This window comes from Pontibacter chitinilyticus (assembly GCF_039748935.1).
GTDB classification, from domain to species: Bacteria; Bacteroidota; Bacteroidia; order Cytophagales; family Hymenobacteraceae; genus Pontibacter; species Pontibacter chitinilyticus.
Genome location: NZ_JBDIZJ010000012.1, coordinates 136043 through 159800 on the forward strand (window position 1 = coordinate 136043; position 23758 = coordinate 159800).

At 51.4% G+C, this 23758-nt stretch carries 13 protein-coding genes and 1 other RNA gene; 11 read left to right on the forward strand and 3 right to left on the reverse strand.

Annotated features, from left to right (window positions below):
* Positions 1 to 121: 121 nt before the first annotated feature.
* A complete protein-coding gene (locus ABDW72_RS16735) occupies positions 122 to 1222 on the forward strand; it encodes a hypothetical protein (protein ID WP_347159746.1) in 1101 nt (366 codons plus the stop codon).
* 207 nt (positions 1223 to 1429) lie between these two features.
* Here the strand turns inward: ABDW72_RS16735 and ABDW72_RS16740 are convergent, their stop codons facing one another.
* Together ABDW72_RS16740 and ABDW72_RS16745 are read right to left on the reverse strand one after the other, a co-directional pair.
* Positions 1430 to 2791, reverse strand: coding sequence for a sensor histidine kinase (locus ABDW72_RS16740; protein WP_347159747.1), 1362 nt, complete (start codon positions 2789 to 2791; stop codon positions 1430 to 1432).
* Entirely contained in the window at positions 2781 to 4163 is a 1383-nt protein-coding gene (locus tag ABDW72_RS16745) for a sigma-54-dependent transcriptional regulator (protein WP_347159748.1), read from the reverse strand. The genes ABDW72_RS16740 and ABDW72_RS16745 overlap by 11 nt, the downstream gene beginning before the upstream one ends.
* Positions 4164 to 4652: 489 nt before the next feature.
* Here ABDW72_RS16745 and ABDW72_RS16750 point away from each other — a divergent pair, with 489 nt between their 5' ends.
* From ABDW72_RS16750 to ssrA, 3 genes are all read left to right on the forward strand, one after another.
* Positions 4653 to 7007, forward strand: coding sequence for an ABC transporter permease (locus ABDW72_RS16750; RefSeq protein ID WP_347159749.1), 2355 nt, complete (start codon positions 4653 to 4655; stop codon positions 7005 to 7007).
* Positions 7008 to 7041: 34 nt separating this feature from the next.
* A complete protein-coding gene (locus ABDW72_RS16755) occupies positions 7042 to 8199 on the forward strand; it encodes a transglutaminase-like domain-containing protein (protein ID WP_347159750.1) in 1158 nt (385 codons plus the stop codon).
* Positions 8200 to 8401: 202 nt separating this feature from the next.
* Positions 8402 to 8771, forward strand: a transfer-messenger RNA (tmRNA) gene (gene ssrA, locus ABDW72_RS16760).
* Between the two features lie 381 nt (positions 8772 to 9152).
* Here ssrA and ABDW72_RS16765 read toward each other — a convergent pair.
* Complete coding sequence (locus ABDW72_RS16765; protein ID WP_347159751.1) at positions 9153 to 9872, reverse strand: DUF4397 domain-containing protein; 720 nt, start codon at positions 9870 to 9872, stop codon at positions 9153 to 9155.
* Between the two features lie 618 nt (positions 9873 to 10490).
* Here ABDW72_RS16765 and ABDW72_RS16770 point away from each other — a divergent pair.
* From ABDW72_RS16770 to ABDW72_RS16800, 7 genes are all read left to right on the forward strand, one after another.
* The gene (locus ABDW72_RS16770) at positions 10491 to 11747 is read left to right on the forward strand and encodes an exo-beta-N-acetylmuramidase NamZ family protein (protein WP_347159752.1); all 1257 of its coding nucleotides are present in this window, start codon (positions 10491 to 10493) and stop codon (positions 11745 to 11747) included.
* An 86-nt stretch (positions 11748 to 11833) separates the two neighbouring features.
* Positions 11834 to 15085 carry a SusC/RagA family TonB-linked outer membrane protein gene (locus ABDW72_RS16775; protein ID WP_347159753.1) on the forward strand — a complete coding sequence of 1084 codons (3252 nt, stop codon included), beginning with the start codon at positions 11834 to 11836 and terminating at the stop codon, positions 15083 to 15085.
* Between the two features lie 17 nt (positions 15086 to 15102).
* Entirely contained in the window at positions 15103 to 16806 is a 1704-nt protein-coding gene (locus tag ABDW72_RS16780) for a RagB/SusD family nutrient uptake outer membrane protein (RefSeq protein WP_347159754.1), read from the forward strand.
* A gap of 74 nt (positions 16807 to 16880) precedes the next feature.
* A complete protein-coding gene (locus ABDW72_RS16785; RefSeq protein ID WP_347159755.1) occupies positions 16881 to 18419 on the forward strand; it encodes a glycoside hydrolase family 10-like protein in 1539 nt (512 codons plus the stop codon).
* A 443-nt stretch (positions 18420 to 18862) separates the two neighbouring features.
* Positions 18863 to 20731 carry an outer membrane protein assembly factor BamB family protein gene (locus ABDW72_RS16790; protein WP_347159756.1) on the forward strand — a complete coding sequence of 623 codons (1869 nt, stop codon included), beginning with the start codon at positions 18863 to 18865 and terminating at the stop codon, positions 20729 to 20731.
* Between the two features lie 55 nt (positions 20732 to 20786).
* Positions 20787 to 21602: an N-acetylmuramic acid 6-phosphate etherase gene (gene murQ / locus ABDW72_RS16795; protein WP_347159757.1), complete on the forward strand. Its 816-nt coding sequence runs from the start codon at positions 20787 to 20789 to the stop codon at positions 21600 to 21602.
* 113 nt (positions 21603 to 21715) lie between these two features.
* The gene (locus ABDW72_RS16800; RefSeq protein ID WP_347159758.1) at positions 21716 to 23230 is read left to right on the forward strand and encodes a sodium:solute symporter; all 1515 of its coding nucleotides are present in this window, start codon (positions 21716 to 21718) and stop codon (positions 23228 to 23230) included.
* Positions 23231 to 23758: the final 528 nt, after the last annotated feature.

The following is a 23758-nucleotide window of genomic DNA, read 5'->3' on the forward strand; positions in this document are numbered from 1 at the left end:
ATGCGTCTAAACTGCGTCTGCCTGCCGGATGGTAGCAATCCTATAGTTCATCACTCAAGCTTTTTAGCACTTGAAGCCAGCTTTAACCTATTTCCAGAGCCTTGTGCACAGGCGTACAAAGATGCACATTTTATTTGCTTTAACGGTGGTCTTTCTGCTGGTGCAAGCTGTTCTGTACCACAGGTTCGGCACAAAAATCATGTATGACACCAGGCGATACATTGCGTTTGCAGAGGAACTGCGCGCCGGCGTCTGGCCCACAGGGTACGTGAACTGGTATGCCGGCTACTGCCTCGTTCTTTTTCTGGCGGATGTGCTGCACACGGGCTATACTTCCGTGGTGTTGCTGCAGATGGGCGTGGCGCTGGTGGCGTTGGGGAGCCTGTTTTACCTGGTGCTGCAGGTAAGCGGCAGCCGGTGGAAGGCTCTCCTCATTGCCTTACTTTTTGCCACCAGCTTCCAGGTGCAGGTATGGAACGTGTACCTGCTCACCGAGTCGCTTTTCTCCAGCGGCATCCTCATCAGCGCACACTTGCTGCATCAAAGCCGGTATAAAGCCAGCCTGGCGCTCCTTGTGCCGTGCGTGCTGCTGACCATGCTGATGCGGCCGAACGGCTTCATCCTGCTTGCCTCGCTGCTGCTGTACGTCATTGTGGCGGGGTGGCGGCGGCAAAAGGTGCTGTCGCGGACGTTGCTGGTGCTGTGCCTGCTGGCCATCGTGCCAGGCCTGCTGTTCCTGAACGCGCACATGGCAGCTTTTGCTACGTTCTTCAAGATGTCATACCTCAACGGGGAAGTTATCAGCGGCTACCGCGGTGTGGTGCTTCACCCAACAGCTAAACTGGTTTATGACAGTAACGACCTGTCGCTGGCGCTGGTGTATGACTTGGTTCGCTCGGATGTGCTGTATTTTGTGAAGTTAGCCTTGGCCAAGCTGTTCTTCCTGTTTGCCGATGTCAGGCCCTACTATACATGGGGGCACAACCTGTACCTCATCGCTTTTCTGGGTGTAGTTTATACTTTGGTTTTCAAGAACAGCTATGCATTTGCTAAAGCGCAGCCAGCCTTGTTTGTGTTTCTCGTCAGCTTTATCGTGCTTAATGCCGGCCTGGTGATGATAACGTATGCCGACTGGGACGGCCGGTTTCTGGCGCCGCTCCTTGGCCCTATGCTCATCATCGGGGGAGGGACGGAAAACAGGCTTTTTAACGTTAGAAACTAGGTTGAAGACCTGCTGGTAAAAGAAGCACATGCGCATACCTGAAGTACAAATAGTTGTTCTGTAGGTTGGTGTTTGCCTTGAACGGGGGTAGAAGGAAATGAGCTGAAGAGAGAAAAGCGCAACCGTTCCGGCCAGGCGCTCGCAGCGTGCGTGCCTGCCCCGAAACGCTTCGGGGCAGGCACGCACGCTGCGAGGTCTGCGACACTTCTAAAACACCAGCTTAAACACCGTTCCCACCCCTTCCTGGCTTTCGACCTGTATACTTCCTTTATGCAGCAGCATGATGTGCTTGACCAGGCTGAGGCCGATGCCGGAGCCGTCTTTGTGGGAGGTGAAGAAGGGGATGAAGATGCTCTCCAGCAGCTCCTCCGGAATGCCGGTGCCGTTGTCCTGCACTTCTATCAACACTTTGCCGTTGTCGAGCTGTTGGGCGGTGAGGGTGACCTGCGGGTGGGGCCGGCCCAGCACGGCGCGTTTGGCGTTGAGGATGAGGTTGATGAGCACCTGCTCCAGCAAGTTCACGTCGCCGTAGAGCGTGAGGTCGGAGGGAGTGACGTGGCACTCCAGCGCGATGCCCTGCGCCTCCAGTTGCGGGCGCATCAGGCCGTTTATACTTTTAAACAGCTCCTGCACATACACGGTGGTCAGCATCAGCTCCTGCTGTTTGTTGAGGTTGCGGTAAAACTGCGCGAAGCGGAGTAGGCCCTCGCTGCGCTTCTTGATGATGCCCACACCTTCCTCGGTGTCCTGCAGCAGCTCCGGGTCCGGCCTGGCGTCAGGCTCCTCTTCTAGCTTCTCGCGTTCCAGGTGCAGGTGGCGCTCCAGGCTGTCGGCCAGCGAGGCGATGGGTGCCACGGAGTTCATGATCTCGTGCGTCATCACGCGCAGCAGCTTTTGCCAGGCCTCGGTTTCGGTGGCGTCCACGGTGGCGCTCACGTTTTTGAGGGCGATAAGCTGCAGGTGGCGGTGCTGCAGGGTGAAAGGCGTTTCCGAGAGCAGCAACTGCGAGGTGCCCTCCGGCAGCTTCAGCTTCAGCAAATTACTGGTGTTGGGTTTCAGAACACGAATGGCCTCGTACAGCGCCGGGTAGCGCGGCTCCAGGCTTTTCAGACTCTTGAGGTAGGGCAGGTGCAGGATGTTCTTGAACGCGTCGTTCACCCACTCCACTTCGCCCGTCTCCTCGTCCAGCGCCATAATGCCCGTGTCGATCATCTGCAGAATCGTTTGCATGTACTGGAACTGCGCCTCCCGCTCGATGTGCAGCTGCTTAAAGCTGTCGTTGATGAGGTTGAAGGTGGTATGCAGCTGCCGCAGCGAACTGTTGGTGGTGTGCTCGTTGAAGCGCTGCGAGAAGTCGCGCTGCCGCACAGCCTGCAGGAACTTGGCCAGCTCGTTGTTGCTACGGGTGATGTAGCTGGCCAGCTCCCATACCTGCGCCAGCATCACCAGAATGCCCGACGAAATCTGCAGCCAGGTATACTGCACCAGGTAGTGCAGCGTCAGGAACATCATCCCGAAGATAAGGAGCAGCCGGACGAAGAGCCCGAACTCGAGGCGCTTAAATATCATGCTTGTTCAGGCGACGGTATAGGGCGGTGCGGGTCAGGCCAAGCTCTTTGGCCGATTTGGAGATGTTGCCTTTGTTCTTCTCAATCACGCGGATAATCGTCTCGCGCTCAATCTCGCTCAGCGGCAATGTGATGTCGGGCGCAAAGGCCACGGCGGGCTGGGCGGCGGCAGGCGCTTCCATGGCCGAGAAGCTGAAGTCCTCGGGTTGCAGCACGTTGCCTTCGGCCATGATGATGGCTCGCTCCACGGCATGCTGCAGCTCCCGGATGTTGCCGGGCCAGGAGTGGTTGTTGAGCTTGCGCAAGGCCGCATCCGAGAACTCGGGCACAGGCTTGTGGTTTTTGGTAGCGTAATACTGCGCAAAGTGGCGGGCCAGCAGCTCCACATCACCGTGGCGCTCGCGCAGGGGCGGCAGCGTGATCTCTACGGTGTTGATGCGGTAGATGAGGTCTTTGCGGAACTGGTTTTTGGCGGCCAGCTCGTAAATCGGCTCGTTGGTGGCCGACACCAGCCGGATATCCACGGGCACGGGCGTGTTGGAGCCGAGCGGGATGACCTGGCGGTTTTGCAGTACCGTGAGCAGCTTGGCCTGCATGGCCGGCGAGATGTTGCCGATCTCGTCGAGGAACAGGGTGCCGCCGTTGGCTGCTTCAAAGCGACCGGCGCGGTCTTCCTTGGCATCGGTAAAGGCGCCTTTCTTGTAGCCGAACAGCTCGCTCTCGAACAGCGTCTCGGTGAGCGCGGCGATGTCCACACTCACAAAGGGCTTGTTGGCGCGGAACGACTTTTGGTGCAGCGCCCGCGCCACCAGTTCCTTGCCCGTGCCGTTCTCGCCAAGTATGAGCACGTTGGCCTCAGTGGGCGCGATCTTCTCGATCTTGCGCAGCACTTCCTGCAAGGCTTCCGACTGCCCCAATATGGCGTTCGCGTCCGCGGCTTTGGGCGCGCTGCTGGGGGCCTGCACACCGCGCTTCTTCTGCTGCCGCGACTCCAGGGCATTGTGCAGCGTCTCCAGCAACTTCTCGTTGTGCCAGGGCTTGATGATGAAGTCGAAGGCCCCGATCTTCAGCGACTTCACAGCCAGCTCCACGTCGCCATAGGCGGTGATGAGGATGACGGTGGCGTCCTTGTCCTTCTCCAGGATCTGGCTGAGCCAGAACAGGCCCTCGTTGCCGGTGTTCAGGGCGCTCTTGAAGTTCATGTCCAGGAAAATGACGTCGAAGGGCTCCCGCGCCAGCAGGGCCAGCAGGTTGTCCGGGTTTTTCTCCGTCACCACCTCCTTCACCTCCGGTTTCAGGAGCATCTTAAAGGCAAACAGCACGTCGGTCTCGTCGTCCACCACCAGCACCCGCGCATTTTTTAACTGGGCCATACTTGTTCTGAGCTGATTTATAGGTCGAAGATAACAATTCCTTTGATAATGTCTGAATCAGTATTTGTCAGATGTTAGGATGAAGTAAATGAATATGTAGATGGGTAGAGTAGAGGGTGAAGCTTACAAGCCGAAGACCTCGTGGCGTCCTTGGACCCGCGAGCGTCTGGTGCTACATAGCAAAACCACTGGCGCTAGAAGATTAACCTTTTAACTCTTTAACTTTCTAATTCCCCAGACGCTCGCAGGAGCTGCGCACGCTGCGAGGTCTTGGCGCACAAAAGCTGTATCGCAGGCGCACAGGTGTATCAAAGGAAAGTGTATCGAAAGCGTACAGGTGTGGCGGGTGATTGCTTTGTAATTTGCTTAAAAACAGTTATTTGTGAAAATGGCATGCAAATTTCTTGTGGCTGTGTAGCGCCATCCCTTAACAGGCGCTTATACTTTGATCAGCTAACGAATTTCCGATACCTCCTAACACACAAAACTATGTTCAAGAACTATCTCAAAATGGCCTACCGCAACCTGATGCGCCACAAGGTCTTCTCCCTGATTAACGTGCTGGGACTGGCGCTGGGCATGACCTGCAGCATCCTAATCCTGCTGTGGGTGCAGGACGAAGTGAGCTACGACCGCTTCCATGCCGACATCAACAACCTGTACCGCGTGATGGAAGTGCAGCATTACCCCGGCGGTGACAACTTCACGGTGGATGCCACGCCCGGTCCACTGGCGGAGGCGCTGGAGGCCGAATTGCCGGAGGTGAAGCATGCCGTGCGCAGCACCACCTGGGAGTGGAAGCAGCTCTTTACCCTCAACGACAAAGCGCTGAAGGTGAGCGGCCGCTACGCCGACCCTGAGTTTTTTGAGATTTTCACCTTCCCGCTGCTCTACGGCGACCCCAAGCAGGCGCTGCAGCAACCCAATTCCGTGGTGATCTCCGAGACCATCGCCCGCGAGTTCTTCGACTCGCCGGCTGACGCCATGGGCAAGGTGTTCAAGATCAACAACGACAAGAGCTACAAAGTGACTGGCGTGGCGAAAGACGTGCCGAAGAACTCTACCCAGCAGTTCGATTACGTGATGCCGGTGCAGGACTGGATCAACAGCCCCGGCAGCGAGTGGCTGAAGGAGTGGGGCAGCAACGCCCTGCGCACCTTTGTGCAACTGCAGCCCGGCACTGACCTGGAGGCCTTCAACGCCAAAATAAAGGGCGTGCACAAAAGTCATGTAAAGGAGTCGAACACCGAGCTGTTTGTGCAGCCCATGAAAGACATGTACCTGTACTCCGACTTTAACGGCGGCGGCGGCCAGATCGACACGGTGCGGCTGTTTGTGATTGTGGCGGTGTTTATCCTGGTGATTGCCTGCATCAACTTCATGAACCTGGCCACCGCGCGGTCGGCCAAGCGGGCCAAAGAGGTGGGCGTGCGCAAGGCCATCGGGGCCAGCAAGCCGGCGCTTGTCCGCCAATTCATGGTGGAGTCAGTATTGGTGGCTTTCCTGGCGCTGTTTATCGCTGTAAATTTGGTGGGCATCCTGCTGCCGCACTTCAACGACCTGACCGGCAAGTTCATTGAGCTGAACCTGGCCGATCCGAAGCTGCTCCTGCTGCTGCTGGGCGTAGCCATCCTTACCGGCGTGCTGTCGGGCAGCTACCCGGCCTTCTTCCTCTCCTCCTTTAACCCGGCGGTGGTGCTGAAGGGAACGGTGAAGCTGAACCGCAAAGTAACCGTGTTCCGCAAGGGCCTGGTGGTGTTCCAGTTCATCCTGTCTGGCCTGCTCATCATTAGCACGCTGGTGGTATACCTGCAGCTGCACTACATCCGCACCAAAAACATTGGCTTGCACCGCGAGAACCTGGTATACGTGCCGATCGAAGGAGAGATGAACAACCGGTATGACGTGATCAAGCGGGAGCTGCAGAACACGCCCGGCGTGCTGGCCGTCACATCGGCTAACCAGAACCCGCTGATGGTAGGCAACTCCACCGGCGACATCGGCTGGAAAGGCAAAGACCCCAACGCCGACATCCTGTTCAGCGTGATGACCGTGGACTATGACTTCCTCAAAACGATGGGCATCAGCCTGAAGGAGGGCCGCGATTTCTCTAAAGACTATGGCACCGACACGGCGGCCTTCATTGTGAACGAGGAGGCTGTGCGCCTGATGCAGCTGCAAGACCCGGTGGGCGAGTGGCTGCGCTGGGGCAACGAGGGCCACATCATTGGCGTGGTCAAGAACTTCTCTTCCACCTCCATCCACTACCCGGTGCAGCCACTCATCATGCGCCTGCAGCCCAAAGACGAGAACACGCTGTTTGTGCGTGTAGCCCCGGGCCAGACCACAGAGACCCTGGCCTCGCTGGAAGGCCTGCTGAAGCGCCAGAACCCGGCCTTCCCCTTCGAGTACCACTTCATGGACGACGACTACGAGCGCATGTATAAGAGCGAAGCCATCATTGGGGAGCTGACCAAGTACTTCGCCGGCATCGCCATCTTTATCTCCTGCATGGGCTTGTTTGGCCTGGCCCTGTTCACCGCCGAGCAGCGCACTAAGGAGATCGGCATCCGCAAGGTGCTGGGCGCCTCGGTGGCGAGCATCGTGCTGATGCTGAGCAAGGACTTCCTGAAGCTGGTGCTCATCGCCAATGCCATTGCGCTGCCGCTGGGCTGGTACTTCATGAGCAGCTGGCTCAACGACTACGCCGACCGTACGGAGCTGAGCTGGTGGATCTTTGCCACCGCCTTTGTCACCACCCTGGTCATCGCCATGCTCACGCTTAGCTTCCACGCCATCAAAACAGCGGTGGCCACGCCGGTTACCTCGCTGCGCACAGAATAGAACTTTATTTCAACCTACTATACAAAACAAAACAATGAAAAAAACACTCGCAGTACTGGCCGCCGCGCTGGTTACCCTTTCGCCCGCCTTTGCCCAGAAAACCTACAAAGGCCTGCCCGTCATCGAGGCGCACGGCCGCGTGGCCGACTACCGCATCGGCAACGAATGGGTGAGAGGAAACTGGAACGTTTCGCCGCAGCTCTCGCCGGACGTGCTGAAAGTGCCGGTGCACGGCAAAAAAGTGCAGGTGGCGTTCTACACGGATTCTGATTCCATCCGCTTCGACGTGAAGCCGGGTAAACCGAACCAGTTTTATGTGCTGCTGAACGGCAAAGACTATGCGCTGACCGAGCTGCAGGGCTACAGCTTTCAGGCACTGGCTTTCGACAAAAGCAAAAAAGCGCCGGCGTATACCTTGCAGTATGAGCAGAACGCAGACAATGCCTACCTGCAGGAGCTGCGCACCAGGTATAACCTGGACGCTGTTGTGGCAGGCGCCGCCAACGACACCGAGAAAGCACTCAGAATGGTGCACTGGGTGCACCAGCAGTGGCAACACAATGGCATGAACGAGCCAAGCAACCCGGACGCGCTCACGATCCTCTCCGAGGCGAAGGAAGGCAAGCAGTTCCGCTGCGTAGAGTATGGCATTGTGGCCACGACCTGCCTGAACGCTATGGGCTTGCCCGCCCGCGTGCTGGGGCTCAAGATGAAAGACGCAGAGACCATCGAATCCGGTGCCGGCCATGTGCTGCTGGAAGTATACCTGCCGGACCTGAAGAAATGGACGCTGCTGGACGGCCAGTTCGACGTGATGCCGGTGCTGAACAACGTGCCGCTGAATGCAGTGGAGTTTCAGCAGGCCATCGCCAAACACTACGACAAGCTGGAGATCAGGAGCCTTTCCGGCACGAGCAAAGCCGGGTACGTGAAATGGGTATACCCTTACCTATACTACTTTGACGTGAAGTTTGACAACCGCGAAGGCGTGGCTTTTGAAAGAGTAACAGTAGGGGGTAAGAGCTCGCTGATGCTGGTGCCGGTGGGAGCAAAGCAGCCAACGGTGTTCCAGAAAATCCGACCCATCGATTACTGCCAGTACACCAATGCTGTCGCAGACTTTTACGCAGCCCCAGGTGTGGCTGGTAGCACAGCAGCGGCTAGCCCTGCCACCTCCAGCCGAACCAACTAGAACCCTTCATCCAAACCATGAAACCGAAAGCGGGCGTTGCCGGTTTCGGCGGCGCCCGCTTTCGGTTTATACTTGCCGATGAAACCTTAGGGTAGAAAAAGGTGTTATACCTGTACAGAAACCGAAGGAAGTATGCGGTAAAATGCTTACCTTTGTTTTATACTTCTTGAAGTATAAAACGAGTACTCGTTCTTTATTTACTGGGGTAGACTGGAATTGACAGCTTGTGCAGATTGCGTGTAAGCATGTCGGGTGATGAACGTACCACCTGTAAAAAATCCGTTCGAACAATAACTGGCGAATCTAATTACGCCATGGCTGCCTAGTCTAGGTACTAAGCAATTGCCATAGTCTCGTGCAGGCTCCGTGAAACTGCTTGCACATCAGAGGCTTCGACTCGTTTCTCTAGTCTGTGTAAAGGTGTGGTGCACAGGCGAAACAAAGCATCTAAGGAGGGCGCATAAGTTTGGTTTATACTTGCAAACTCCCGACAATCCGAATGAACCTAAACATGTAGAAAGCCCGTTGATTTCCTTGTCTGGACCAGGGTTCGAATCCCTGCTACTCCACAGTTATGTCAGCGCCACCTCGTATTACACGGGGTGGCGCTTTGCTTTTCAGGCTTTTGCATGGCTTTTTCGCTATCTTATACCAATCTCTGCCCGCATATTTACCTCCTCTATTTATTCTATTCGAATCATGCGGCCTGCGGATCTGCTCCTGCAAGCTATAGGAGCATGAGTTGGCATGATATAAGGGAAGTATAAAAGGAGAATAGCTGTAAAGTGAGTGAAGGCCACAAGTATAAGGCCGCATCCAGGTATACTTTGTCACGTTGGTAGAGCAGATCGGCCCAGCGCAGATTTAAGACCGGGAAATACAAGTCTCTTAAACTAAAAAGGCCAGCCGCAGTACTGCGGCTGGCCTTTTTAGTTTAAGAGACTTTATGCGTGTTAATAATTATTAATTACCTGTACAGTAAGCCCGTTTGTGTTGCCAGCTGGCGGAGTGGCAAAGCCGCGAATGAGCAAAGAGTAAGTCTTGCCTTCTGTTAATTGCACGTCTGTTGCAGTTAACAGCACGTCGTTGGTGCCTGCTGCTTTTATCTGCAGGGTATACCTGCCTGATGCTAACTCCTGAAACTGGGTGGCACCTTTAAAGTTTACGGCTGAAGCAAGGGATGTAGCAGTTGCTCCGGAAGTACTCACATCTACAGCAGGGGCATCAGGCGATAGATTAACAATCCGAAGGGCTGCTTTACCCGATGCTGGTGTGATAATGCTATCCTGCAGTACCAGCAGCTCCATGTTCTGCTGACGGTTAACAGTAAATAAAGAGTATGCTTTGTCTTCTTTGAAAGTCAATGTGGAATCCACAAATGCATTTGCTCCACTCACAGGAGTATACTTGATTTGATGCTCGCCAGGCGATAAGGTCAGATACCCGGAATAGCCGGCGTATTTAAAGCCGCTGTTGTTGATTACTTTATTATCCAGCTGGATATCCAGATCAGGTGCATCGGGAGAGCCCTGGTAAAAGGAAACATACGTAACCGGCACTGGCTCAGGAGCCACATAGTCATCGTCTTTGCAGCTGGTTAAAGAAATAGCTGCTACGCTAAATAAAAGCAGGGTAAACTTGTTTAGCAATGCTCTGCTGAAAATGTTTTGCATGGTACTAATGATAAAAGTTTTAGAGTGTGGGTTTATTCCTTGTACAACGACAATAAGCCGCTTATCAGTACATCTGTAGGAGAGACCCACAAATAACGTTATTGGTTGCATAGCGCACCAGTACAAACAGATTTTTAGTTAATCCGCTAGTTCCGTTTCGAATGATGTGCTGCTTTGTGCAACTCGTTCCGTTCATAATGTTACTTTAGCTGTTTACTTCCTGTCTTGGGCTTGCGCTTTTCTGCTGTCTTACGCTCTCTTTAAATGTCTTTTGGTAAAAATCAGCCCATTACATTAACATATGCTTGGTTTTTACACCAACATGTATTACTTTCCGGTATGCTTATTTATGCAGGTTTAAAGTAAATAATTGCAAAAACGTTAGGTAAATAGCAAACAAGTATCTTATTTTGGCTTATGATTTAGTGAGTAAGCACTTAACGCGCTTGTTTATGCCGCTTGTTCAGAGTTGTTGCACTTTGTTTGCATGTTGATGCAATAGCTTTCAATAGCTTTAGGTTGCCCTAATTACAGCAAGTATAGCTGGTGTAGAAGGAGCTTTTTTGAAATAAAAGGCAGCAAGCAGCGCTATTGCGCGTTTATTAATTTCCTTGTCGCATGAAATTTCTGTTCAGCATTTTAAAGCAAGTAACGTTTTCCCTGCTGTTATGGGGTATTTGCCACCTGCAAGTACATGCACAAGAAGCTATTCTTAACACAGGGAAGGCTGGAGCGGCTTCCAAGAACCAGGGGATTGTTACGGGAGCAGATCAGGTGAGCGAATACCTGTCTTACCTGCAAGGGAAGAGAATAGGGATGGTCGTAAATCCTACGTCTGTTATTGGTAAAAGCACGAGTGTAGACAGCTTACAAGCGTTAGGTGTAAACATCGTGCGGATCTTTGGTCCTGAGCATGGTTTCCGTGGCGATGCAAGCGCCGGCGCGAAAGTGGAGGATAGCGTAGATCCCAAAAGCGGTATCCCGGTTGTTTCGCTGTACGGTAAAAATCAAAAGCCCACGAAAGAAAACCTCTCCGACATCGATCTGATGGTGTTTGATATTCAGGATGTAGGGGCAAGGTTTTATACTTATATCGGTACCATGCACCGGGTGATGGAGGCATGTGCTGAGAATGGAATAGAACTGCTGATTTTAGATCGGCCAAACCCGAATGGCTACCTGGTAGATGGCCCTGTGCTGGACATGCGCCTGAAATCCGGCATTGGCATGCATCCGGTGCCGATCGCGCATGGCATGACGGTGGGAGAGTATGCGCAGATGATTAACGGGGAAGGATGGCTGGCTAATGGTATCAAATGCAGGATAAAGATCATCAAAGTAAAGAACTACGCGCATGATATGCCTTATACCTTACCTGTAAGCCCATCTCCTAACCTGAATACCCCCCAATCCATCTTACTTTATCCTTCCCTCTGCCTGTTCGAAGGAACCGTTATCAGCCAGGGCCGGGGTACTTACTTTCCTTTTACCGTACTAGGCAGTCCGGCTTTGAAAGGTAAGTATACTTTCTCCTTTACACCTGTCAGCATTAAAGGTATGAGCGAAACCCCGCTGCACCAGGATCAGAAGTGCTATGGGCTGGACTTGCGAAAAGCAGATATAGAAAAGCTGCGTGCCACGAAGCATCTCAACCTGACCTGGCTGATGGAGCTATATCAGGGTTATCCTTCCAAAGAAAAATTCTTTGACTCTAAGCAGAGCAACCAGATCGGCAATTTTGATAAACTGGCCGGCACCACCCTTTTGAAGCAGCAGATCATAGCCGGCGCAACAGAAGCAGAGATCTGCAGGAGCTGGGAGCCTGGCCTGAGCCAGTTTAAAGTGATGCGCCAGAAATACCTCCTTTATCCCTGATTTGTATTTTTTACGCTTATAGCAGCCATACAATGACCAGTATTCTTTATCCTGTAAAATTTTAAATCTTCACTAACCAGTTAATTATGAGAATATTATTACGGTTCACGATGTTGGCCTTGTGCTTACTTATAGCGCAGGCCGGTTTTGCTCAAAGCAAGACAGTTACGGGCAGGATAACTTCTGCCGAGGATGGGACTGCGCTGCCAGGGGTAAGCGTTGTAGTAAAAGGTACTACCAATGGTACCTCTGCAGATGCTGAAGGCCGCTATAGTATCCAGGCCGCTCCCGGAAGTGTATTGGTGTTTAGATTTATTGGGATGCTGCCGCAAGAAAAGACGGTAGGAGAATCTAACACCATTGATGTTAAGTTGGGGCCTGATGCCAAAGCGCTTCAGGAGGTAGTAGTCGTAGGCTATGGCACGCAGAAAAGAGCTAATCTTACAGGTGCCGTGTCAACGGTTGATACAAAGGTGCTGGAGTCAAGACCTATAACAGACGTAGCCCGTGGCTTACAGGGCACAACTCCTGGTCTCACCATCACGACTTCCAGTGGTGCGCTAGGGCAGAACCCGATTATCAAGCTAAGAGGTGCAACAGGAACGTTAAGCAACTCAGGCGGTGGCCAGCCGCTGATATTGGTTGACAATGTGGAAATTGAAAGCCTTCAAATGATCAATCCGGAAGACATTGAGTCGATATCGGTTTTGAAAGATGCTGCTTCGGCTTCTATTTATGGTTCCAGAGCTGCCTGGGGCGTAATATTAGTGACTACAAAGACGGGAAAGAAAGGTTCACCGCCACGTGTTACGTACTCCAACAACTTCTCCTGGGCTACACCCACTACTACCCCGGAGATTGCTCCTGCTGCCGAAGGGGCCGAGATGGCTTTTGAAGCATTAAGAAGAACAAATCCTTCCACCAACGTTTTTGGTGTGGTAGGGATGTACATTGATGAGACTTCTATCGCGAAAATGCGCGAGTGGGAGCAGCAGTATGGTGGACAGAACTTAGGTAGTGAGATGGTGCTCGGCCGTGATTTTGACATAAGAGATGGCCGCTTATTCTTCTATCGCCCCTGGAATCCCGGCGAAATGTTTATGAAAGACTGGACCCCTCAGCAGAAACACGACGTTTCTCTCTCAGGAGGTAGTGAGAAAACCAGTTATCATCTGGGTTTGGGTTATCTGAATCAGGATGGTGTTTTGAAAGTGAACCCAGATAAGTTTAGCCGCTATAACCTGACACTGGGAATTAACTCAAGCGTTACAGACTGGCTGGATATCCGCTCTAAAGTTCTATACTCCAACACACTCACTACACGTCCGTTCTACTACTCCAGCGAAACGTATGACCCATGGTACTACCTTTATAGGTGGCCAGCCGTGTATCCTTACGGCACTTACGAAGGGCATCCTTTCCGAAGCGCTATCACGGAAGTGGAGCAGGCTAAAATGAACGAGAGCACAACCGGTATGACCCGTGTAAATGTGGGAGGTACCTTTAAATTAGTAAAGGGCCTTACCATTGATGCTGATTATACTTATACCGGCTATAACACCAACGAACACCAGACAGGGGGCTCTGTATCCGCTTATAATTTCTGGTCAACAGGTCCGGATTTAGCCTTTGCGCCATATACCAGCGTGTCCTACAACCGGGTGCAGTATAACTCCTGGTGGAATAAAAGAAATACAGGAAAAGCCTTTGCCACCTATGTGAAAGATCTTGGCAACCACTCCTTTAAAGTGATTGCTGGTAGTGATGTAGAAGCATATGAAAACTGGTTCCAGTCTGCACAAAGACGTGAACTGATGGATCCCGACAAGGGTGAGATTGACCTGGCAACAGGAGACCAGTTCGTAAGCGGAGCCCATAACAAGTTTACAAACCTTGGCTTCTTTGGCCGTATTAACTATTCCTTTCTGGATAAGTACTTGTTAGAGTTCAACGGGCGATATGATGGCTCCTCCCGCTTGTCACCAAGTAAAAAGTGGGGCTTTTTTCCTTCCATGTCTGCTGGTTATGTTATTACCAAAGAGCCTTTCATGCAGTTTGCCGAGCCAGTACTCTCGTTCCTGAAGTTCAGGGGTTCCTGGGGTGAGATCGGCAATGAAAATGCAGACATAAACAACATTTACAGAACCATGACCCCGGTTAATTCAGGTTGGGTAGTTGGCGGTAAAAACATGCCTACTGTTACCACGCCGGGTTATATTTCGGATGCGCTTACGTGGGAGTCGGTTGCCACACTGGACTTTGGATTTGATTCCAGGTTCTTTAACAACAACTTTGGGGTTACTTATGACTGGTACAGAAGAACGACTAAAGATATGCAAACGAATGGGGAAACCCTTCCAAGTTCCTTTGGTACATCTCCGCCAAAGAGAAACTATGGAGAGCTGCAAACAACTGGATGGGAGCTTGCATTGGACTGGAACCATACATTTGGCAACGGAATTAACTTCAATGTAACAGGTACGCTGTCAGATTTCCAGGAGAAGATTACCAAATATGCCAATACTACTATGGGCATCAACTCCTATTACGAAAGCAAAATGTTGGGAGAAATTTGGGGATATGAAACAGACCGCTTCTTTACCAACAACGATTTTCAGCAAGATGCGGACGGCAACCTGCTGTTGCAGAATGGGAAGTATGTGTTGAAAGACGGAGTGCCTTCTCAATCTATATTTGAAAGTGGCTGGTTCTTTTATGGACCGGGCGACGTGAAGTATAAAGACCTTAATGGCGATGGGGTGATTGATCGTGGCTCCCAAACGGTAGATGACCATGGCGATATGAAAGTGATCGGAAACTCTACGCCCCGCTACCAGTATGGCCTGCGCCTTGGTGCCGATTGGAAAGGTTTTGATGTGAGTTTCTTTGTACAAGGAGTTGGTAAGCGCGATCTGTGGGCAAATGGCCCGCTGGTTATACCAGGATACAGACCAGGAGAAGCCTGGTATACCCATCAGTTAGACTACTGGACACCTGAAAACCCAGATGCCTTCTATCCACGCCCTACAGATGCAGGACAGTCAAACAATGGCCGGAACTTCCTGCCACAGACAAAATACCTGCTGGACCTCTCCTACATGCGCATGAAGAATGTGACCATCGGTTATACGCTTCCGAAGCGCCTGACCGAAAGAGTGAAGATGGATAGGCTTCGTGTTTATTTCAGCGGCGAAAACCTGTTTGAGTTTGACAACCTGGATATTCCAATTGACCCGGAAGTTGATTACACGCAGGCTGGTTTGAACGACTCAAACACCTACGGCAGAGTTTATCCTTACAGAAGAACGCTTTCTTTCGGACTGCAAGCAACCTTTTAATGTTTAAATCGAGAAAAATGAAGACTAAAATATTTGCGATCCTCTTTCTTTCGCTTGCTTTAGGTAGCTGTGAGAAAGAGTTTTTAGAAACACCACCGCTAGACCAACTGACAGATGAATCCTTCTGGACCAGTGAGAAAAACGTAAGCACGTTCGCATACGGATTTTATCCTGCATACTTTACAGGGTATGGCTCGGGCTATACTTGGGGAGACTACTTTTCGGGCCAAAGCTTAAATGATGATTTTGCCCCTACCAGCCCCCCGCAGTTTACACAGAACGTGCCAGCTTCCGGTGGCGGATGGTCCTTTGCCTGGGTGCGAAAAGCCAACTTGTTTATCAACAGGGTACAGACAGCGCCTATGAGTGACGAGGCTAAAGCACATTGGACTGGTATAGGGCGGTTCTTCCGGGCAATGGAGTATGCGGACCTGGTTAATAGTTTCGGAGACGTTCCGTGGTACGAAGATGAACTGGAAAGCACAGATGCCGAGCAACTGTATAAGTCCCGTGATCCGCGTACTTTTGTGATGGATAAAGTACTTGCTGATTTCCGGTACGCAGCTGAAAATGTACGATTGACAGATGGTGCAAAAGGACTAACCGTGAACAAAGACGTGGTGCTTGCTTTTATGTCGCGCGTATTTTTGTTTGAAGGAACCTGGCAGAAGTATCAGGAGAACAATGCCGCCAAAGCAGCAGAATACCTGGAAGCGTCAAAGTGGGCCTCAGAGCAGTTAATAAACTCCGGTAGATACTCCTTAGGAGACTATAGAACGGTATTCAACTCCCTTAGCCTGGCTGGTAACCCGGAAGTTATACTTTACCGCGAGTATGAACCAGGTGTATTAACCCATGCTTTGAACAGCTACAATAACAAGGAACCGCAAACCGGTCCTTCTAAAGATGCAATTGAGGCTTACCTGGCTGAAGACGGATTACCAATAGCGCTTTCTCCGTTATATCAGGGCGATCATGGCATTGAAAATGTAATGGCGAACAGAGATCCGCGTATTGCAGAGACTTTTGTGTCTGATGAACTGCGCCTGAATGGTATTGATGCCAATTACTCTACTTCCGGTTATGCCACGCATAAATTCCTGAATGAGGCCATTGCAAATACGCCGGAAGGAAGCTCTAACTTAAACCCAACAGATGCGCCGGTAATTCGCTATGGAGAGGTACTGATCAACTATGCAGAAGCCGCTGCTGAACTAGCAACCGTGGGTGGGCCTGCACTGACCAATGAGGATCTGGATAAATCGATCAACAAACTTCGCTCCAGGCCAGGAATTAACATACCTGCGCTCCAAGTGGCAGGTGATCAGCCTGTAGTTAACGGTGTGGCATACGATGATCCGGCAAGAGACCCTTCTGTATCACCTATACTTTGGGAGATACGCAGAGAACGCCGGGTAGAATTAATGATGGAAGGTTTCCGGCTGGATGACCTGAGGAGATGGAAAAAGCTGGAATATACAGATACAGAAACAAACACCGACATTAACCGTGGTGCCTGGATCAGAAAAGCAGATTATCCAAAGCTTCAGTCTAGCGTAGTGTTGGACAATGGGGAGGAAGGGTATATTATTCCGGCGACCAAAGCAGCCTCACAGCGCAGATTCACTGATGTGAAAGTTTACCTGAATCCCTTGCCGATAGATCAGATTAAATTATACAAAGATCAGGGGGTAGAGCTCAAGCAAAACCCAGGCTGGTAGTAAATATCACTTTTCAAAAGCCCTCCGTTGCACCAGCAGCCGGAGGGCTTTTTTAAACCTTTCCCACCCGCAAAATGATTAGAATTTATACGCTGCTTCTTGCCTTTTTTTTCAGTGCCAATACTCTCTACGCCCAACAGCGCCAAGCACCACCCAAACGGGAGTTCAGGGGCGTGTGGGTGGCAACGGTCGAAAACATTGACTGGCCTTCCAGGCCGGATCCGAAAACAAACTCACAACAACAGCAGCAGGAGCTTATCCAGTTACTGGATGCGCATCAGAAAACAGGAATAAACGCCATTTTGCTGCAGGTGCGGCCTGCTACCGACGCCTTTTATGCCAAAGGACGGGAGGAGTGGAGCCGCTTCCTGACAGGCAAACAGGGGCAGGCACCTGAGCCTTTTTACGATCCGCTGGCGTTTGCCATACAGGAAGCGCACAAGCGCGGCATGGAACTGCATGCCTGGTTTAACCCCTACCGTGCCACCACCGATCTGGATGATACCCACACCAGTGCCACTCACATTACCCGCACCCATCCGGAGTGGTTCTTTACCTATGGCGGCAAAAAATACTTCAACCCCGGGCTGCCGGAGGTGCGGGCTTACATTGTGCAGGTGATCATGGATGTGGTGCGCAACTATGACATCGACGGCGTGCACTTCGATGATTACTTTTACCCATACCCGGAAAAAGCTGCTTTGCCGGATTCAGCTACTTACCTGCAGTATGGCAGCCGCTTTTCTGACATTGGTGACTGGCGCAGGAACAACGTAGACACGCTAATTTATACTTTGTCGGACAGCATTCATGCTGCTAAAAGCTTCGTTAAGTTCGGGGTCAGCCCTTTTGGTATCTGGCGTAACAAAGCGCAGGACCCGCGCGGATCTGAGAGCAATGGCTTTTCCGGTTATACTTCGTTGTATGCCGATGCTCGGAAATGGGCGAAGGAGGGCTGGGTAGATTATGTGAACCCGCAGTTATACTTCCCTTTTTATTATCCCGCTGCGCCTTACGAGAAACTGCTGGATTGGTGGAGCGCGAACAGCGGCGGCAAACACCTGTACATTGGGCAGGGCGTCTATCGTGCGATGGAGGACCGTGAGGGCTGGCGCGATAAGCAGCAACTTCCGAACCAGGTGCGTTACCTGCGGCAGAACGATGCCGTGCAGGGCAGCGTCTACTTCAGCTCCAAATCACTGACCAACAACCTGGCTGGCTTTCGGGATTCGCTGCAGCAGGAGTTTTACAAGTATCCGGCGCTCCAGCCCGTGATGCCGTGGCTGGATGAAAAGGAGCCGGCTGCGCCAATCAATCTGCATGAAAAGAAGTTCCTGTTTTTCACCTCGCGCAAAAAGGCAAAGTTGCAATGGGAGATGCCTGCGGGCAGCAGCGACGTGTATGGCTATGTGGTATACCGCTTCAAAGACGACGAGCCCCTGGACCTGAGCAACCCGCAAAATGTCGTAAAAGTTAGCTTCGACCATACATTAACCTCTTTCATCGACGAAGGAATGGTGCCGGGGCATACATACCGCTACATCGTAACGGCCATTGACAGGTTGAAGAATGAAAGTACCACAGCAAGTGCGCTTGTTAAGAAGATCAAATGATCGGAGAGGCAGGAAGCGAGGGAAGGCGGATTAGCTGGTCTCCTTTTGTGATGGAACTACAGCGATAATAGCGCCTATAGCTTATAGGAGTTGATATTGCCTCCATTACTTAGAAGGCATCAGGGAAAAAGATAATCGAAGGTGATAGTTTCAGGGATGGTATTTATCTGTCTTAATATCAACTGATGGCTATCCACCGCTAGATTCAATGTGTGATAGTTTGCGTATTTGTGCGGGTTTTAATTAAAATAGTTGTTCAGTAGCACGTCTTTTAAGCTAAAATTCGTATTTTTAAGCTTCTAAGTAGAGGAATTGTTTTTAATTGCTGCGCTTTCGTGCGTGTTTTATCAAAATTCTCTAGCTAGTCAAATTGGCCGGTACAACACTCCTGAACAAGGTCAATAGTTTTTGAGAGTATACTTTTGTAGAAGAAGATTAAGCCTATGACTAAGATTAGACATACTTTCCTGCTCCTGGCAGTTATACTTCTTCCGGTGATGGGGTATGCGCAGCAGTTCAGCTTTGCCTTTGTAACAGATACGCACATCGGCGGCAACACGGCCGAAGAAGACCTGCGGCGGACTGTAGCAGACATCAACGCCAATGACTCCTTGAAATTTGTTGTCATTACCGGCGATATAACCGAGTTTGGCGCAGATAACGAGCTAAAGCTGGCGAAGCAAATTCTGGATGGACTGAATAAGCCATGGCACATCATTGCAGGTAACCACGATGCAAATTGGTCGGAGAGCGGCAGCAACACCTTCCGAAAAGTATTTGGTGCCGAAACTTTTGCTTTTACTTACAACGGCTACCTGTTTGCAGGTACCAGCTCCGGCCCGAACATGCGCATGGGACCGGGACAAGTGCCACGCGAGAACATCGTATGGCTCGACTCGGTGATAACGAACATGAAAGATCCGGCAATGCCGGTCATTTACCTCAATCACTATCCGCAGGACTCAGCACAGAACAACTGGTACGAAGCCCTTGACCGGTTAAAGCAACGCAATGTGCAGCTGATTTTATGTGGCCACGGCCATCAGAACCACAAGTATAGCTTTGAAGGAATACCCGGCGTAATGGGCCGTTCTAACCTGCGGGCAAAAGACAGTGTGGGCGGGTATAACATTGTTACGGTTGCCAACGACACGGCCAGCTTCGCTGTACGAAAACCATTGCTGGAATCCATGCCGGTCTGGCAAAAGGTGGCCTTGAGCAATCACCATTTTAACCAGGACAAAATAACGTATGCGCGTCCGTCCTATGGGGTTAATCAGAAGTATGATCAGGTAAAAACACTTTGGGAATACCAGGACGACAGCGATGTGGGAGCCGGAACTGCTACTTATAAGAATCTGGTCATCGCCACCAATACCAAAGGAGAAGTATATGCCCTGAACAGCAAAACCGGCAAGCGGGAGTGGGTATTTAAAACTGAAGGGAAAATTTATTCGACGCCGGCTGTGGGCCATGGCTATGTTGTGGTAGGCTCCTCTGATAACAACATTTATGGGTTGAAAGCTGCCTCCGGAAAGCTGGCCTGGAAAACAGTTACATCAAAACCTGTACTTGGGTCTCCAGTTATACACGATAAAACTGCCTATGTCGGCGGCTCCGATGGCCACTTCAGAGCATTAGACCTGCGCACAGGAAATGTAAAGTGGGACTTTGACCAGGTGAAAGGCTTTGTGGTGACCAAGCCATTGCTTTATGAAGGCAACGTATACTTTGGCTGCTGGAACAATGACTTTTATGCCTTAGACCAAAAGACAGGAGAACTGGCCTGGAAGTGGAACAATGGAGCGACGAATCGCATGTTTTCACCGGCTGCCTGCTACCCTGTTGCGGCGAACGGCAACGTGTTCATCGTTGCGCCGGACAGGTACATGACTGCTTTAGACGCCGGCACCGGACAGGTACAGTGGCGCGAAAAAAGAGACAGTGTGCGGGTGCGCGAGTCCATGGGCTTATCGGCCGATGGAAAGCTGGTGTACGTGAAAACAATGGACGGGCAACTGTACGGCGTTTCTACGACAGCAGACTCCATGCAACTTGCCTGGAAATCGGGACTGCAACTGCCTTATGAACTGGCTCCTTCGGCCATCGTAGAAAGCAGGGGGATCGTGTATGTGCCATCACATTCGGGTATGGCCAGTGCCGTAGACAGGCAAACAGGCAAGGTGCTGTGGAAGCATAAAATTTCCAACAGCCTGATGAACCCGGTGATGCCCCTTGGTAAAAACCAGGTGGTAGTGAGCACCATGGATGGAAAGATCAGTTGCCTGCAATTTAAACCTGACAATAAGTAGAGCCCATCCATATGGATAGGCTTAATCGAACCAGTATAGCGTTTATCATAGAGAAATGAATAGAGTTACAGAGAGCGAATCACACTACGACAACCTGGAGCAGATGACCATCCGGGAGATGCTGGAGCATATCAACAACGAAGATAAAACAGTGCCAGCAGCCGTAGAACGGGCACTTCCGCAGATAGAGCAACTAGCTACGGTGGCGGCAGAAAAAATGCAGGCAGGGGGCCGTATGTTTTACATTGGTGCCGGTACCAGCGGGCGCCTGGGCGTGCTGGATGCTTCTGAGTGTCCTCCTACCTTTGGCGTGCCCTTCGACTGGGTCGTAGGCCTGATTGCAGGGGGCGACGGGGCTATTCGGAAGGCAGTAGAATTTGCCGAAGACGACATGGAGCAGGCCTGGAAAGACCTGCAGGCGTTCAACATCGATGCGGATGACATGGTGATCGGGCTGGCTGCCTCCGGTACCACACCCTACGTGATCGGCGGATTGAAAACAGCCAACCAGCAGGGGATAGCCACCGGCTGCATTGTGTGCAATGCCGGCAGCCCGGTAGCTGCTGAGGCCGCGTATCCGGTAGAGGTCGTGGTTGGGCCTGAGTTCCTGACCGGCTCCACGCGCATGAAAGCTGGCACGGCGCAAAAGCTGGTGCTGAACATGTTGAGCACCAGCGTTATGATTCAGCTGGGCCGTGTGAAAGGCAATAAAATGATAGACATGCAGTTGAGCAACCATAAACTCTATCACCGGGGCGTCCGGATGGTGATGGATGAAACCGGAAAGGACAAACAAACGGCCGCAGCCCTGCTCGACAAGTATGGCAGTGTGCGAAAAGCCATCGAAAGCGCGATTGTGCTGCCCTCCTGAAGCCGCGGTCCTGTCTTTTTATAAAGACACACTGCATTTGTCGTTTTAGAGTTCGCTATATTGGGATGCCTAAATCCTGCTATACTTAAAAGCTCTTTAAATACCCGAAGCCTATGCCTCCCATTGTTCTTTTGTCGTTTTTGCTGGGTTATTTTGCCGTTCTGATTGGTATTTCTTACCTCACCTCGCAAGGCGCCTCTGATAATTCCAGTTTCTTTATCGCCAACCGCAATTCCAAGTGGTACTTTGTAGCCTTTGGCATGATCGGTACAGCGCTCTCAGGGGTTACCTTTATCTCGGTGCCGGGGGCGGTAAGCAACAGTAGCTTCGGCTATTTTCAGTTCGTACTGGGCAATGCCGTCGGTTTTGTGCTGATCGCTACCGTGCTGCTGCCCTTATACTACCGCTTAAACCTGGTCTCGATTTATACTTACCTGGAGCGGCGAATGGGATTCTGGAGCTATAAATCCGGCGCCACGATCTTCCTGATTTCCCGCGTTATTGGCTCAGCTTTCCGTTTATACCTGGTGGCTATTGTGCTGCAGAAGTTTATTTTTGATGCCTGGAATGTGCCTTTCGGCGTAACGGTGGCTATCTGCCTCGTCCTGATCTGGTCCTATACTTTCAAAGGTGGCCTTAAAACCATCATTATCACCGATACGCTGCAGACGGTTTTCCTGCTCTCGTCGGTGCTGCTCTCGATCTGGTTTATAGCCCGCAGCCTGCACCTGGACCTGATGGGCACGTTTGAGGCTGTGAAGCAAAGCTCCTATTCTAAAATATTTTTCTGGGATGATTTTTTAGGGAGCAGGAACAACTTTTTTAAGCAGTTTCTGGGTGGCATTTTTGTAACCGTTGCCATGACCGGCCTGGATCAGGACCTGATGCAGAAGAACCTGAGCTGCAAAAACATCGGGGAGGCGCAGAAAAACATGCTCACTTTTACCGTCGTGTTTGCTGCCATCAACATCTTTTTTCTGAGCGTAGGAGCTTTGCTTTACCAGTACGCCGCCGCCAATAACATCGATGTGGCCGCGCTCCGGACGCCTGATCACCTCTTTCCCGAGATCGCCCTTCACCACCTGAATATCATTCCGGCCATTGTGTTTATGCTGGGATTAACAGCCGCTACCTTTGCCACTACCGACTCAGCACTGACTGCGCTCACCACCTCCTTTTGTGTCGATTTTCTGAACTTTGATAAAAAGGAGGATAGCAACGATCGCCGGCTCATCCGGATGCGGCACATCGTACATGTGGTCTTTTCTGTGATCATGCTGCTGGTGATTCTGGTATTTCGGGTGATAAACGACGACTCAGTGGTAAATGCCATCTTCCGGGCAGCGGGCTATACGTATGGGCCTTTGCTTGGCTTGTTTGTCTTTGGCATGACCTCCCGGCGCACCGTAGCAGACAAGCTGGTGCCGTTCATTTGCCTGTTGTCGCCGCTGCTCACTTATGTGCTCGATAGTCATTCCATGGCGTGGATCGGCTATTCGATGGGCTTTGAACTGATCATTATCAATGGTCTGATCACTTACCTCTGCCTGCTCCTGACCAGCCGGACAGCTACCGGAGAAGAAGAAGCGCTGCATGCTACTACCAGGCGGGTGGCCGCATCCAAGTAAATTCTATAGCACGTTGTTGCGCCGTCAGCAAGTATAAACCGGCGGATTTACCGGATCAAGGCATCTGCTTTACAGAACTACAAAGGCAAGAGAAATGCCTTTGGCAGGCGTTGTGCGTACTATAAGTATGGCAGGGTGTTAGGGCTTACTGTAACAGGCGTATAGTGTTGGGGCAAGGAATTAGTAGCTATACTTATCGTGGTTTTGCACCAAAAGGGATTGGGACCCCTGTGCGCTTTTCTCCCGGTAAGGCCTTGTTCCTTTATTCGCTTACATGTAAACGCTTGCTATCTGAGGCACAGGCTGGCACTTTGGTGGACGTGGAAGTATAAACGCGCTTGATCTTCTCTCCACTGCTAACGCATGCCTTTTGCCCGGGTGCAATGCTATCAAAGTCACTAGTGAGCCCAGAAATGGGAGTATAAAATTGAAACTTCTTAATTTTTGCTATTATGTCGCGATTAAATTTACTGGAAGAGACGCGTTACGAGAAGCTGCCGGTGCGGGTGTTTGCCGATGCAGAGCAGG